The organism is Mesorhizobium sp. M0306 (genome assembly GCF_040321655.1).
GTDB lineage: Bacteria > Pseudomonadota > Alphaproteobacteria > Rhizobiales > Rhizobiaceae > Mesorhizobium.
This window is the reverse complement of sequence record NZ_JAMYRY010000012.1, coordinates 54,816-70,165: the sequence shown is the minus strand read 5'-3', so window position 1 is coordinate 70,165 and position 15,350 is coordinate 54,816. Positions and strand designations below refer to the sequence as shown.

At 62.7% G+C, this 15,350-nt stretch carries 10 protein-coding genes and 1 pseudogene; 9 read left to right on the top strand and 2 right to left on the bottom strand.

The window, feature by feature from the left end:
• The first annotated feature begins 2 nt into the window (after positions 1–2).
• The 4 genes from NKI95_RS18220 to NKI95_RS18205 all read left to right on the top strand — a co-directional run bounded on the left by NKI95_RS18220 (position 3) and on the right by NKI95_RS18205 (position 9,982).
• Positions 3–2,696: a hypothetical protein gene (locus NKI95_RS18220; RefSeq protein WP_352718637.1), complete on the top strand. Its 2,694-nt coding sequence runs from the start codon at positions 3–5 to the stop codon at positions 2,694–2,696.
• Positions 2,693–7,249 carry a hypothetical protein gene (locus NKI95_RS18215; RefSeq protein ID WP_352718634.1) on the top strand — a complete coding sequence of 1,519 codons (4,557 nt, stop codon included), beginning with the start codon at positions 2,693–2,695 and terminating at the stop codon, positions 7,247–7,249. Before NKI95_RS18220 ends, NKI95_RS18215 begins: the two co-directional genes overlap by 4 nt.
• 6 nt (positions 7,250–7,255) lie before the next feature.
• Positions 7,256–8,821: a hypothetical protein gene (locus NKI95_RS18210; protein ID WP_352718632.1), complete on the top strand. Its 1,566-nt coding sequence runs from the start codon at positions 7,256–7,258 to the stop codon at positions 8,819–8,821.
• A gap of 183 nt (positions 8,822–9,004) precedes the next feature.
• Positions 9,005–9,982: a chymotrypsin family serine protease gene (locus NKI95_RS18205; protein WP_352718629.1), complete on the top strand. Its 978-nt coding sequence runs from the start codon at positions 9,005–9,007 to the stop codon at positions 9,980–9,982.
• A 404-nt stretch (positions 9,983–10,386) separates the two neighbouring features.
• Here the strand turns inward: NKI95_RS18205 and NKI95_RS18200 are convergent.
• A pseudogene (locus NKI95_RS18200) lies at positions 10,387–11,052 on the bottom strand (IS6 family transposase); the annotation flags it as partial.
• Between the two features lie 321 nt (positions 11,053–11,373).
• Positions 11,374–12,588: a helix-turn-helix transcriptional regulator gene (locus NKI95_RS18195; RefSeq protein ID WP_352718627.1), complete on the bottom strand. Its 1,215-nt coding sequence runs from the start codon at positions 12,586–12,588 to the stop codon at positions 11,374–11,376.
• Positions 12,589–13,168: 580 nt separating this feature from the next.
• On the opposite strand from NKI95_RS18195, the gene NKI95_RS18190 reads away from it, so the two are divergent.
• The 5 genes from NKI95_RS18190 (at position 13,169) to NKI95_RS18170 (ending at position 15,063) form a co-directional block, all read left to right on the top strand.
• Positions 13,169–13,492: a hypothetical protein gene (locus NKI95_RS18190; protein ID WP_352718624.1), complete on the top strand. Its 324-nt coding sequence runs from the start codon at positions 13,169–13,171 to the stop codon at positions 13,490–13,492.
• A gap of 14 nt (positions 13,493–13,506) precedes the next feature.
• Entirely contained in the window at positions 13,507–13,812 is a 306-nt protein-coding gene (locus NKI95_RS18185) for a hypothetical protein (protein ID WP_352718622.1), read from the top strand.
• A gap of 99 nt (positions 13,813–13,911) precedes the next feature.
• Entirely contained in the window at positions 13,912–14,241 is a 330-nt protein-coding gene (locus NKI95_RS18180) for a hypothetical protein (RefSeq protein ID WP_352718620.1), read from the top strand.
• Between the two features lie 165 nt (positions 14,242–14,406).
• Positions 14,407–14,754 carry a peptidoglycan-binding domain-containing protein gene (locus NKI95_RS18175; RefSeq protein WP_352718759.1) on the top strand — a complete coding sequence of 116 codons (348 nt, stop codon included), beginning with the start codon at positions 14,407–14,409 and terminating at the stop codon, positions 14,752–14,754.
• Positions 14,755–14,790: 36 nt separating this feature from the next.
• Complete coding sequence (locus tag NKI95_RS18170; RefSeq protein WP_352718618.1) at positions 14,791–15,063, top strand: hypothetical protein; 273 nt, start codon at positions 14,791–14,793, stop codon at positions 15,061–15,063.
• The last annotated feature ends 287 nt before the right edge of the window (positions 15,064–15,350 follow it).

Below are 15,350 nucleotides of genomic sequence, written 5' to 3'. Positions count from 1 at the left end.
CCATGGCGACGATGAAATTCCTTGCCTGGCAGCGCTCGAAAATCCTGTCCGAAGCACAGGAGGCGGGCGGCCGCCTCGGGAGATCGCTGACCCTGACGCTGGACGATCTTGGCGATAGCCAGCCAGCGTTGCAAGGCCAAGTGCCCGTCCTGTTTCCGGCGGCAAGCGATGTCGGCGGCCTGAGGTCTGCTGTTGCGATCAGGCATCTGGCGCCGAAGCCATCTACGCCCGACGCCGAGACGACCAAGTTCGTCCATGTCGATTTCCATGAAGCCGACCTGCCGTGGCGCTACACGCCGAACCCGTCGGCCGCGGGATCGATCGGCCTCAAGCCTTGGATGGTGCTGCTAGTCGGCACGACTGACGAGCTCGGCGCGGAGGGCGGATTCGTCACCCGCCTCGAAAACAAGGTGCTGGAGGATCACGATCTGGCGAAATCCCATCTCTGGGCACACGTTCAGACCGAAGGCGCCGTCACTTTCTCGCGGCTTCTCTCGCCGCGCCGGCTGGTACCGTTGCGCGACCACGTCGCCGTCATCGTTCCGACGTTCACCGCCACCGGCGCTGCGATGTGGCAGGGCGCCCAGCGCAATTTCGAGGCGTTGCCGGCCTTTTTCAGCTGGCGCTTTCAGGCGGCGGAAGAAGGGGATTTCGAGACGCTCGCAACCGCGCTGCAGCTGCGGCCATCAGGCGGCCTGGGGATAGCCGACCTTCGCTATCGTCGGCCTGTCACCAATGTCGACGCAAAGCTGACGCTGGGCGGCGCCATCACCTCGCTCAAGAACCATCCGAGCGAACCCGTCCAAGTCAAGGCAGCTCGCGACGATCTTGACCGCCTGAACGACGAGCTGGCGGACGTGGAACCGCCCGAGATCGTACCGCCCCCGCCGCTACGCGACATCATGCAACTGCCGAACTATGGCGGCCTATGGAAAGAGGACACATCAACGACTCAATGGACAAAGTCGATGAACGACGATCCGCGTCACCGCGGCGTTGCCGGGCTCGGGCTGTGGATGGGCGTCGTCGAGCAGGAATCGCTGATGGACGCGGCCGTCAAGCAAGCGGGCGCATTGCAGGATGCCGCGCAGCGCGTCGGCCATCTCGCATTCGGCCTGGATGCCGCCAGGAGATTGTGGAGACGCCGGCTGCCGGACGTGGCGGAACTGGAGCTCAGGCTTTTCGGCCCCGCGATGGGCCGGATGTTGACCGACGGTCAAGGAACCCTGCTCGGCTACGTCACGTCCAAAACCAGGACGCTCGACAGTGCGATATTCTCGAGCGCGGCGCAGCGCCTGTTGCGCAACGGCACGGCGCGCTCGCGCTTTTCCAACGGCCGCATCGACCGCGCCGCCTTCCTGGCAGCAGCTAACGAGGCGCCGGAGAGGGCCGAGAAAGCTCCGCCCGGGTTGCCCCACGTCGATGCGGTCGCCAGGGCGCTAGGCGAGCAGCCCTTAGAGGACGCGCTCGGGCTGCCTCCATTCGACGAGCGGCTTGAAGAGATATTGCAGAAGTTCGCCGGCCAGCCTGTCGACGACGAGCGGATCCGCGATTTCGTGGCAGTGGTAAACGACGCCTTCGGTCTTCAGTGCGGCGAGTTAATCGAACACTTCTTCAGCCAATTCCAGCCATTCCTTGATCGATCGGGACGGCCAACACGGTTCTTCGATCGCGAGACGATGCTGGCGGCGATCGAGTCTTGCCTTGCCGGCAATTTGCGCGGGGAGTCGCAGGAAGGCGGACTGGGAGCCGCCTTGCCGCGGCCCGAAGAGCCGGACGGGCGGCGCCCCGCAAAGCTCGGCGACCTAGCCGCGATCGTTGGCGGCGCGATCGACCCGACACAGGCAATGCCGCCCGCCTGGGTGCGCGTAAAAGCCACAATCATCGGATTAGATCTCGCCACGCTGGCGCCGCCCGAAGCGCCGATCGGGCTCGACTATCCGACCTGGACGCTGGTGAACCGACACGAGCGCGAATGGCTGCTGCCGGGCGCCGGGGCCATTCCGCCCAATTCGATAGTTTCGCTGCAGACGAACCCGACCTTCGTCGATGCCTTCATGGTCGGCATCAACACGCAATTCCTGAGCGAAATGCGCTGGCGCAATCTCCCTGCACCTCGCGTCAGCACGCCACTACGGATGTTCTGGGGCTACATCAACCACGAGACCGCCAAGCGCGAGGCCGACATACGGCCGGTCGTCGACTGGCCATCCAAGCCGTTCGGCGAACCCGGCGCAGACGATGTCGGCGACCTTTCGCACCAGGCGATCAAACCCGGTGACACCACCGGCAAGCAGGACCTCGTCATCGCATTTCGTACCGCGCTGTTCCGCCGCTATCCGTCGACACTGGTCTATCTCGTTCGCCCGCTGCCGGGCGATGATCCCGACACGCTGCTCCAGGCTCCGCCCAACTTCGCCGATGCGCCTGCGGACCGCAATCAGCGCCGCTACTTTGGTCCGATCTTCTTCGGCCAGATGGAGCCTGACCTCGTCTTCTTCGCCTTCGACGTGGACCCACAGACGCTCGACCAGTTCTGGCTGGTGCTCGACGAGCCGCCGTCGGAACTGCGCTTCCGCAACGACCAGGGACTGGCGTGGCCCAACAGTGCCAAATTCGCCGAACGAACCATCGACAAGCCCACGCGCGTTGCGATCAGCGGAGCCGAACTCGAACGACAGGCGCAAAACGGATGATGACCTTTGAGCACCGGGATCGGCGCCTCGGCGTGGTCGGGCACGCGATCGACGCACTCGACCAGCAAATCGCAGACCTGCAGTTGGACATCGCAGCAGAAGCCGACCTGGCGCAGGGTCTGGTGCTCCAGGGCCGCCTGGCAGGAGCTCAGGCGCTGCACGCGGATCTCGATGGCGAGCGGACCCAACTCACGCAGGATCGTTTCGACGTGAGCGACGAACACGGCGCGGCGCTTGCCAGGGATTTTTTGTGGGAGACAACGGCCGGTCTGCTGCCCCTGGTCGAGGCCGATCCGGCGATTGTCGCGACTGGGCAGCCGCCCTTGCTGACAGGCGACGTGGCGGCGGCGATCGAGGCGCTGCCGCGTGGCGGTCCGGCGCCACGGCCCGGCTTCCTCGACGAGATCGCCACCGCCGGGGCCGATGCGAACTCCGTCGACCAGCTTGTTGGCTTCGCCCTCGGTCACTGGCTGCGCCAGCCCGAGCCCCGCGGGTCGCCCTTCCGGGACATCGGCGTCATGCTGCCCTTGCGCCTGGAGACGCTTTTCGAGGAGCGGCAGGGCGGCTGGACAGTCTTGCTGCGCGTCGTTCCAGACGAGGCCTCGATCCGCCGCGACCAGACCAGCGTGACGCCGATGGAGGCTGAATTCCTAGCCGAGTTCTGGGGGCGGTCGAAGGTGATGGGGGCTGCTCCGGGTACCGACCCGGTCGAATGGCTGCTGCACCCCGAGGGCGTCGTCGCGTGGGAGCAATTGTCAAGTCGCCTCACGCCGCCGCGGGCGGCGTGGCTAGTGACGACCTTCCCTGCCGCGCTTCAGGACGGCGCCTTTGTCGCCGCCATCCCGCAAGATCGGATAGGGCGGCCGCTACCAGAGCGGGTCGGCGGGCTGCCGCGCGAACTCGTCGTGACGGTGGTCGACAACAACCAGCAGGCGATGGACATTGGGGTGTTGCAGCCAAATCTGCCCGTTGATGAATTCAAGGTTCCCGCCGGCGACGACGCGTTCGATAGCTGGCTCATTTCCTGGCCGCGAGCCCAGGCCGTCGGCATGGGTGGCGAATTCACGCTGCCGCCGGGCGTGACACCGGAGACGATCGCCGCCCTCTATGTCTATGGGATCGGCGATGAGGCGCCAGCCGAGCATTTCCGCGCCCATGTCGATGCCGGACAGATGGCGTTGGTCCGCCTCGGCGCGCCAACGAACACTATCCAGGGCACGCCCGCCGCCGATCTTGCGCTCGACAGCGAGTCCTGGCGGGTCATCGCAGGCAGGCGCCTCGCCGGCGAAACCGGCGCAGGCGTGCGGGAGCTTGCCGAGGCGCTTTGCGGGGACAGCGGCGCCTTGCCCTATCTGGCCGGATCATCTCATGATGTGGAGGACAGCACACTGCTGCTGAGGACGCTGTGGCCGGTGCTTTGGGGGCACTATTTCCGCGATGTCTGGAACGGCGGCAACGAGGCGCTTGTCCTCTGGCGCTGGGCGCTCGAGGTGTTGCACGTAGAAGGCCCATTGCTGCCGCTCCGCATCGGCGCGCAACCATACGGCGTCTTGCCGGTAACCTCGCTGCGCAACTGGCAAGCCTCCGACGGGGGCGACTTCGAACGCATCGAAGAGAAGATCATCAAGGGGCTGTCGACGCTGGTACCCGCCTGGGCGGATGCTGCGACGCGCCGCGGCACCATCGTCGGAGCCGATACCAGAGGCCTGCTCGGACATCTTGCCCGGCCGGGCGTTAGCGCCCGCTATTCGTACCGATCGTTCGTCGCCGCCGAGCAGCTCGCCCACGCTTACCCACCCGTGCCGCACGCCGATTTCATGCAAATGGCGGAGAAATTCTGGGAGCCCGCCAGCGAGGTGCTGCAGCACCGGGCGTCGCGCCCCTATCTCGCGGCAGGGCACCTTGCACAGCTTCGGCTGCCGCTACTTGGTTCAAGGCGGCTTTTGCCGCCGCAGCTCACGCTGACGGACATGGTGAAGGACCTCTACCAGATCGAAGCCGACCAGTTCGCCTCCGTATTCTACGGTCGAACGTTGGGGGGAATCGTTCCGCAGAGCCTGCTGGTGCGTCTGGTGATCCAGTCGGTTCTCTTGGCTAAGGCCTGGTATATGCAGTCGGTCCACCACATAAACGGCCCGTTGCAAAATCCGCTGATCTGGGACGATCCTGAAGTACTCACACCGATCGAGGCCCTTCAGACCAGCTTCTCCGATTCCGAGCAGGCGGGATTGGGCGAGGATTTGATCCGCAAGCTTATGCAGCTTCATCGGGAAGACGTCTTCCGCCTCGTCTCCGAGCTCGATCAGCACTTGGTGAAGGACCGCGATCCGCTCAATCCGGAATCCGGAGAGCCCGTCAACCAACTCAAACTCCCGCCCGAGCGACATGCGGAGCTGGAGCGCGTACTGCGGGCCACGCTGGATTCGGCCGGCCATCGAATCGATTCCTTTGCGACCGCGATCGCGTGGCGGCGGCTGCGGCAGCATGCTACCGGCGGCCGCGACCGCCACCGTCTCGGCGCCTATGGCTGGGTCGATGGCCCCTTCCTCGGCAAGCCGGGTCCCACACGGGCGGGCCGCCTGCATGCGCCTTCGCACGCGCAAGCGCTGACCAGCATCATCCTGCGCGACAAGTACCTGTCGTCGAATGACGAGCTGACCGCCGACGGCCGCAACATATGGAAGATGGACCTCTCCTCCATCAGCGTTCGTCTCGCCGTCGAGATGGCCGACGAGGTGCGGATGGGTTTCCACATCTTTGAAGTGGTCGGCCGCCGCGTCGAGGGGGTTGTCGGCCGGCCCGACCGCGTCAGGACCCTGCGCCAAGCCAAGCCGCTGCGTCCCGAAAAGCCCGACACCCGCGATAGTTGCCACGGGATCGATGCTCTTGATGGGCTGCTCGCCGGAGCGATCGCCGGCGTTCTCAGCGACGATGCTGCCGAACACGGGAGGCAACTGGAGCAGCTGCGAAATCTCAAGTCCGCACTGGAAGCCTACAGCGATCTGCTGGTTGCCGAAGGCGTTCATCAGGTCGTGACTGGCCATGCCGACCTCGCCGCGGATGCAATGGACGCAGCGGCGGGTTTCGGCCGGCCGCCAGCGTTTGAGTTCGTGCATACGCCGCCCTCTGGCTATCGTCTCGGCACCAGCGTGTTGGCAGTCTTTCCCCATCGCATACCGGATGCCGGCGGTTCGCCACTCGAGCTTGCGGACGCCTCGCTCGCCGGCTTGCTCGGCAGCCGTTTCGGCGACCCCGCCCAGTGGTCGTGGACGGCGACCCGGGAAGAAAACGGGGTCGAGCAAACGGAAACGGTCGCGCTTGCCGACCTCGGTCTCACCCCACTCGAAACGGTCTTCATATCCGAAGATTTCATGGCCGAGATCGTGCGTAGCAAGGCACATCAGCCCGACGCCAGGATTACCGCCCCACCGGCGCACAGGCTGATCCGGCAGCTTGGCGGAACGCTGGGCGCCAGTCCGGCATCCATCTCGGACGTCGCGCTGCAGCAGGAGGTTCCCAACGATGTCCTGCAGCCATTCGAACAGACGATGCGCACGGAGCTGGCAGATCGATACGAGGCGCTTTGCAATGCGCTTGCTGCATTCATCGCGGAGACCGAGGCGGCTGGCCTCACCGATGCCCAGCGCATCGCGTGGCTTCGCCGGGCGCTCGCATGGGGTATTGTCGGGCCTGCCGGCAGCACGCCCCGCAACATTGTGGCTGCAATACTCTTCGGGGATCTAGTTCCAACGCCCGACGTTCTGGCCGGGCTGGTCACCAGCGCCAAAGACACTCTCAACGGCAGGCTTTCCCACGCGCCCGACATCGCTGATCCTGAAACGCGCAAGCTCTCACCGGTCAAGCTCGCTCGTGCGATCGGAGACGTCGTGGCGCCCGGCGGCAGGCTGGCGGTGACCGCGAAATGGTCGACCCAAGCACTGCGCGACGCTGCCGCGCTCGATGTGGGTGCCGTCGATGCCAGGCTTGAAGACGAATGGCTTGCGGTGACGGCCGCCGTGCGGCCGTCGCTTGCGCGGCTGGAGGCGATCCAGCTTGAGGCGCGCGTTCTTGGTCGCATGCAGCCGCTGGAGGCGTGGTCGAACGCGCCCGACGACCCTTGGCGGAAGCCTGTCGTTGCTGGCAACGCTGCCAAACGCCAGGCGGGCGACGTGACCAAACTTGACCTGAAGCGGTTCGTGGCTGCCTTCGGGTCAAGCGAAGCCTGGCAGGGCTCAAATGTCGCTGTCGCGCTGATCGACCAGTTCACAGAAGCTGTGCCAATGGCTGAACGCAGCACCTACGCCGCTTTTGGTTTCAACGCACCCGCCGCGCGGCCGCCGCAGGCGATCCTGCTCGCGGTGCCGCCTCGATCCGACAGGCGGCTCGATGCGGCCGGGACGCTGGATATCCTGATGGAAACGCGGGAGTTGCTGCGCGCCCGAGCGGCCCGCCCCGAAGATGTGGTCGGGCACCCGGTCGCGCCGAGCATGTGGTTCGATGGGGCGAGCCCGCTGCGCGTACGTCTCGACAATGGCACCCAATACTGGCGGTAACCCGACATGGTTCTTCGCATCGACAGGTATCATCGGCTTGAATCCCGGCCCGGCGACCGCGATCTGCAGAACGGATTTGCGGCCCGCGTCCACGACCCACTGTGGCTGCTCGCCCGCCAATGGCAGATGGGCGAACACCAGGGCGAAAATGCTTCGTCACCGGTTCGGATTGACTGCACGGTGACGAGAACGCCGATCGCCCCGCTGGCTGGCGATCCGGCGTTCGATCCGACCGTCGTGCCGGCGGAGGCCCTTGTCGAATCCGAGCTGGACGATTGGTGGACGATAGGCCGCCGAGTGCGCGTCGGCGAGCGCTTCGCAGCGAACCCAGCCACGGCCGAGGCTAAGGGCGTGCGGTTTCTCGACCCGCCGCCACCTTATGACGCCTTTGCCGGCCGGCTCGATGGTCGCGCGATCTGGCTTGGCCGTGAACGGCTCGGCATAGCTGAAGCGGCTTTTGGCGGCGACGCGCCACCGGCCGACAGTCCCCAGGCTTGGGATTCCTTCCGGCTCAACTATAACACCCAATTCGACACGGCGGAGCGGCCGCTGGCGGTGATCGACCACCATGGCGGTCCGATGGACTGGTACTCGGCCGACGCCGCGACCGAGAGCCCGTTGGCGGAACCGGCGGCGGCCACGGCGATGCGCGCGACAATCCCCATGCCGCTGGAATATCCCGGGGCGCCGCACAGCCGCTTCTGGGAAATCGAGGACGCCAATGTCGATATAGGCGGATACCCGCCCGACACGGCCCATTTTGCGACCATGCTTCTGGTCGATCTGGTTTACTCGCACGGCGACGACTGGTTCCTGTTTCCGGTGGCCGCAAAGGCCGGCCACATCGTCACCATCCGCTCTCTCTCGGTTACCGATTCGTTCGGCAAGACGTATTCGAGCGAAGACCTCGACAACGCCAACATCAAATACCCGGGCCTTCATGCGCCTGGCGATTTCTCGATCTTCAAATGCGATGGGCTCAAAGACGAGTCGCTGGTGCTGTGGCCGGTCGCCGAATCGCCGCTCGAAAGCGCTCCCGTAGAGCGTGTCCAGTTCGGCGTCGACGAGCACAGCAATGTGCTCTGGGCGCTCGAGCGCATCGTCGACACGCGCGAGGTCAACCGGGTTGGCGGTGAACCGGATGACGGGCATCCGCAGTACCCCGCGGCCGTGCCAGTGAGCAACTTGTCGGGAAAGAGGCAATACACCTATGTTCCGGCGGCCGGCGTCGAATCCCGCTGGCATCCCTATATTCTCGACTGGAAAGCCGAGAGCGAGCCGGCCTTCACGCAATGGGGACTGGCCGACTACTCGCTCCAGGTTCCGCGACCAACACCGCACCCGGAGGCGCAGGTGCTTAAGGCCGGAACCGCCGCGGCCCCACAGATACACAGGATTTCCGCAGCGGCCATGGCGCGCGGCGGACTTGAGCTCGAGCGCCGTTGGCAGCTGGCGCGCGACATGACCGGTCGGCCGGTTCTCTGGGTCCAGCGTCAGCGCCGGGTGCTGCGAAATCCGCCGGCGAGGACGATAAGGTTCGACGTGATGGAGGAAAGCGAGCCCGTGCCATGACGCTGGTTGACGAGCGGGCGTAGCTCGAGCGTAGCGCGTGTCGTAACTGCAGCAAAAGCCGACAATGTCCCGGGGGTCCGGCGGTAGATCGAGAGGATGCTTCCCGGGGCCTCGACGGTCACGTGACGCTAACATGTTGGGAATGAACGAAATCGACAGCCTGGACGGCTAATGGAGGCGAGCATGGAAATACCCCCCGAAGTGATCGCGGCTAAGAATGAGCTGGAGCGACCACTTTTTGCGGCCGGGCTTATCACCGGCATGGATTTCGGCGTCCGCGACGAGGAGCACCCCGATCCCGAGGACCTGGTGCTGCGTATTTTTGTCGCGGACGCGAATTTCATCGCGCCCGAGATCCTTGCGGCAATCCAGTTCTTTCCGTTTCCGGCAGTGGTGATCCAACGGGTCTTCAAGACGACAGGACTACCCGACAAGTCGCCACACCGGCCGGTCGTGGGCGGCTCGTCTATGGCGTCCTCCAGATTCTTCACGGCCGACGCTACAGTCCATGCCGGCACCTTAGGCGCCATCGTGACAGACACCCTTACTCCCAACATCCGCTATGGGCTGAGCAACTTCCATGTCATGTGCGTCGACAGCAATCGGGCGTCGGGCGATCCAATGGTGCAGCCGGAGCCGGGCCCGCTTGGCATCCTGGCCGGCACGCAGATTGGAACGCTTCGCGACTGGTCCTTCCCTGAAACCTCGGAGGAAGGGTTTGTCGATGCGGCCATCTGCACGCTCACAGAGGCGTCCCAGCTGGAAGTTCTCGAGATCGGCGCGGTATCCGGCATGGTCCCTCCCAAGGTAGCAATGCAAGTTCGCAAGCGTGGCCGGACCACAGGCCTGACATTTGGCTGGATCAGCGGAATTGAAGGGAGCTTCTCACTCGATTTCCCCAATATGCCAGCCGTTACCGCTTCCGATGGAACGCTCACGACCAGGCGGACCTTCATCAATCAGATCCAGATACATGCCGATTTCCCGCAATCGATCGTGTTTGGCGATCACGGCGATTCCGGTTCGGTCGTCGTGGATTTCAACAACCAGGTCGTAGGGCTTTACTGGGGATCAGGCAGCTTTTCGGACGGCGACCCCTTGTCGTTTGGCCTAGTCAATCCCGCAGCCGCCGTCGAGAACGCGTTGGGAATCAAGTTCTAGGCAATCCAGACGCTGATGGCGTGATGCGCGGCCGACTTTGACCTCGTCCGAGTTACCAATGGAGATCCAATATGGCTTCAACCATACGCATCGATGGTTCGCTCCCGGACCCGCGCGACAATTCCACGAGGGGATTGATCTTCTCCAGCGGCTTGGGGGGCTCATACGAATTCGCGGGGGATCCGTCTTGCCGGGCGAATCAGCCGAGGCGGCTCAGCGACATCGGTTTCCTCGCACCGTTCGACAGCGACCTCGAAGGCGCCTTGCCAGGTAGGGGCGCCTTCACGCAGTTCCTGTTGAAGACGGGCCGCGTCCAGCAGCTCATCGCGGCAACATTGCTACCGGACGACGGCACCGTAAAGTTATCGCTTGCAAGGTACAGTGGTGGCGTCCTCATCCAAGTTTCATGCAGCAGTGACGTGAGCGATTTCGCGCCAAGTTTCCATGGCAGCGCTGCGCAGTTCACGATGGTCGGCGGATGAAAGAGCGTGGCGGGGAAAGCGAAACAGGTTGGCAAACGGATGTGGATGGAAACGAACCGCTGAAGTCGGCCTGATGACTTGAAGCGCTCTATTTCGTCGTCGCATCGGCTGGTGCGAGTTCTCCGCTCGGTTGTTCAATCCCTTGTGCCGGCGATGTTCGACCTGCGGCATGATCTCTCGACCAGCCACAGCGTAGGAGCCGAGCTTGTCGGTGATCATCACGCGCGGTGCATGACCCTGCTTTTTCAGCAGTTTGCGCATCAGCCGCTTTGCAGCCTTGGCATTCCTGCGGCTTTGCACCAGAACGTCCAGCACGAAGCCGTTCTGGTCGACGGCCCGCCATAGCCACTGCTTATTGCCGGCAATGGTGACGACCATTTCGTCGAGGTGCCATTTGTCGCCAAGGCGGCCGGCCGATCTTCGCTTGATCTGATTGGCGAAATGGCGACCGAATTTCTCCGCCCATGCCCGCACGGTCTGGTGGGAAACGATGATGCCGCGGACAGCCAGCATCTCCTCGACCATGCGCAGACTGAGCGGAAAGCGGAAATAGGGCCACACAGCATGCGCGATGATCTCGGCAGGAAAGGTGGCGACGGTAGAGCGGATCAGGGAGTGTTTGGGCATGGAGCGCCCGATCTCACAAAGGTTTCGCCTTTTTCCTTAAGTTTAGGATGCCCTTTGGACGATGACCGGGAGCGTTCGCGGCGGTTTTCCAAACGACGGGAGTTGACCCTCCTTTTCGGACCATCCCCGATGGGAGGTCAAGGGAACGTCGTGTCCTTTCGAGACCTTCCGGGGCCGCTATCTCTTCCTAAAAGCGGACGTTGAGCGCAACCGGCCCTCAAGACCCTACCCCTGACCTTCCGGTCTCACGAGAACGTCTGGAGCGAGGGATCAGCCCTAAACTTAAGCTTCACCAGCAGCGCCGGTCAACTCGCACTCGGCCTGCATCAGGAGCCGGACAAGTTCGGCCTGGCGGCGCACGCCGGTCTTTTCGAAGATGTGGCTCAGATGTGCCCTGACCGTCGTGGCCGTGATACCAAGCCGGGCTCCAGCCGCGGCGCGTCCGTCGCCCTTGACAACCTCCAGGGCGACGTCGGCTTCTGCGTTCGTTAGCCCAAACCGGCGGCGCAGATACTCCTTCGTCTCGACGGGCGTCATGTCGAAGGCTGCGGTCATGGACGGACCGATGAATACGGCGGCCACCGCCTCGGGCTGCAACCTCGTACGCAGTTCGCTGCCGTTCATCGGCATTACATGGGCGAGGACGGGCGGAGCCGGCGGTCCGGTGAGGCGGATGGCAAGGCCCGTCTTGCCGAGCATCACCTCGTCCCGGGCCGCAAGGCGGATCGCCCTGCGCAGTTCCCGCGACGCCGCCGGCGCTTTGGCGCTGAGGATGCCGCTCGTACCTTGCACGGCAGTGCCGTCTTGCAGCATACGCTCCGCCGAGCGGTTCGCATGCAGAATACTGCCCTCCCCATTAGTTAGCACCACGCCGATGCGGAGCGCATCGAGGGCATCGGCCATGCGCACGCGCCCGATGGCGTGGGCGTCCAGCACATTGCTGACGGTGACCGCGCGACGGAGATGCGGAAGCAGGAGCGCCACGATCTCGACCTCCCTATCTGTGATAAGGCCATGCCGCTCATGGCGCCCAATCACAAGCTCAGAGAAATGCGAAGGTGTATACACTAGGAATTGATGCATGACGTCCACGATGCCAAGCGGCTTCAGACAACGCTGAACGTAAGGCGATTTCTCCAAATAATCGGGTTGGAGCTGACGCGAGGCGACAAATGGGTCGTCCAGAGAGGGTCCTTTGGCGAGCCATTCGCTCAACCGTGCGTGTATTTCTGGAATATGTTTCTGCCTCTCTTCGAACCCGAGCTGTCCCCAACCCACGCTCTTCTCGATCAAGAGGCGATCATGTCGAAGATCGTTCAGAGAGAGAATGGCGGATTCGCCGGACATCGCCTGTGTGATCTCCGCCAGCGTCCGCTCCCAGTGCGAAGGATCGAGCGCGCAGTCGTAAATGGACCCGATAAGCTCCGAAAGGGTATGCGGCGACACCGTATGGCTCCGAGCCGGTGCTCCAGAATCCCCGTCGATCATGCCACGCATGACCCACCGCCCAGTTTCTTGAATGTCTGGGAGCGTCCAGCCCTACGATACGCTTTTGTCGCCTGAATTCGATTGGCCGATCCATACACGTGTCGGCGACAACGGTCATCGATGGCGGCGCACGTCCAGTCCTCGGGTGCCGGCGACGCCTCATGGATGCGCTGCACTGCCGCAAGGACCGTCTCTTCTCGTGTCATCAGCGTCCTCCTGCCTGAGTTTCCCAGAACCCCTTCAACACCCTACAACCGAAGCGTGAAAGATATAGGACGAACGTCCGATGCGCCATTGTCCAAGCTGTGCGATGAATTTGTTCGTTACTAGTGGGTTGCTGTGCGCCTCGGCGTTGAACGGGAAATTGTTCCTCAGTGCACCTCGCGTAAGAAATCGGGGGGCATGCCGCAGTCGACATTGATGGCATGAAATTTGGCGTAGGCGTGATCTTGCTGGGCAGATCATCGAAAGGCGCTGTGATTGATCATTCTTTTAAGATGAAATTCGCGACTTCGCAGACGTGCATGGAGACGTATATGCCAAGGGTTCCACAGGTACGCCGCATCATCTAAGCAATAGGGGGTTCACTATGCCGTTTGTCGATAACTTTGTTGCATTGATGAATGAAAGAGGAATCGCCGTCGACTCATCCGTCGTTCCTGATCCTGAGATCATTGAAGGAGCGCTGAACAACGTCCAGCTCTGGTGGGATGAATTGAACGCCGCTGTCCGTGACGGATTTGATGAAGGTAGCGAGGAATTTGCCGTCTGCTTCATACTGGGGGAGCCGGAAATCAACGTTGCTCCAGAACTTCGTGGCATTCTTCAAGCCTTCGACCAGGTCGCCGGTCAGCGCCTGTCACAGTTGCTGCAAACTACGCGAGAGGTCCTTGCGGCGAGCCAAAATATTTGACGTGGGAGGTGAAGATGGCAATTGAAGAGTTCGCCGAATGTTACGCGGAACACGTTGGCACTACTGTGGATGCAGTCATCAACGACCTTCGGCAACTCGGTGCCGACAACATTCGAGCGTTTGTTTCATGGTTTCGGGGTCTCAGCGAAGCTGACCGTGCGCTCGTGGGTATAGTTGCCAGCACGGCTACCGGCGTGCTGCTTAAGATACTCACCAAGGGTGTGGGTGAATTCATCGGTGTCTGTTTGGTCGGACTCCTGGGGGGCGCGTCATGGGCGCTGTTGGTGCGTTCGTGCATCGATTGCGAGGAGAGACTTTAAGAAGATGCCTCATCGAGCTCACTGACCTCTTCCAAGGTGGAACAACTCCGGGTTGGTCATACGAGTTCGTCGCTTCTAAGCTTTGCAAGGGATACGACCGTGCCGCATCCGTCTTTACTGAAACTGGGCCTTATCACCTGTTTGGCGACTGATGATTTCATTGGACCAGATGACCTCGTCGGGGTGCTGGGGACGGATCGTTTCCCGATCGGACAGTTCGAGGCGGGGACCAGCTTCGATGTCGGCATCGAGATGCCCATAGCGCCCGGAGTCACGGAACTCACGATTCTGGAGGCCGACGTTATCGAAGACGACGTGCTCGCGACGATCGACCTAACGCAGGACATGGATGTTGAGCGGGTGTTCGGCATACTCACCGGGGATGCCCGCTACGACATGAACTTCGTCGTCATCAGCGGGCCCGACTGATCCCGGCTGGGGCTGAGCATACCGACAGGGAGCGCATCTCCTTGAGAAAGAGAATGAAGCAGATGACGGGAGTCAAGCACCACGCAAAGATTAATGTCCGAGACGGATCATCGCGTACAGTCTCAGTCTCTGGGACCGACGCCAAACAATGGAAAGGGTTTGACGATGCCTTTTGATCAACCCACCCTGCAATTGGGTGACAGTGGCCCTGAAGTCACGAGACTTCAAGAGGACCTGACCGCCGTCAGTTGTTTCTCCGATGTCGCAGACGGATCCTTTGGCCAGTCGACCATGGATGCGGTCGTGCTCTTACAGTCCACGCTCGGCCTGGTCGCCGATGGTGTCGTCGATCAGGACACATGGTCGGTCCTCGAAGGCCCGGAGGCCAGTGTGGAAGACTCCATCGACATCTCCGATCTCCCCGGCCTGACTCTCGCGGTGAGCCACGCCTCCGACGGGAATGTCGACGCCTACCTCGCCGACCTGGGCATTGTTTCCGACAACAACGCGTAGACTGAGACGCCGCTCTGTCTCGGGAAGGGAGCTAATATGGCTTGCGAAATTCAGGAAGTCGGTGTCGCTATCGCTTTGGGAAACGCGGTAGCTTCGACGCCAAGTGTTGCCTTCGGGGCCGTAGCTCCGCCACTCGAGCCGGCTTTGGCACTGAAAATGTGGCTCTCCTGGGCGGCTCTGCTCGTGGCGATCGGCTTCCTCGTCAAGTGCTTTGAAGACAATGGCAGGCAGCAGGATGCGGAATCGTTGAAGCGGGAGCAAGACCGGCTACGTCAGGAGCTTGAGAGCCTGAAGCAGAGAGTGCACTAGAACATCGGGAATCTCGGTGACGCAGCTATGAAGCGGAAGGGTCCGAGGGGCGCGAAACGCACGCGGGCGAAGAACGGAAGAACGGAGGGGTCTCATGGGTTAGGTGACGATCTCGCTGCGGCGCGGCTGCGGTGAACATGGGAGAGGCGACCAGGCTTAGGGGCTTCGCTGGTCGGACAAACGACAGCAACAGGGGATGACGACGGCTCGATGACAGGTTGATCCAGTCCCTTCGTCTGGGAGTTGCGGCATGGACAAGTCCACCCTCCGGTCGCTATGTGGGACGA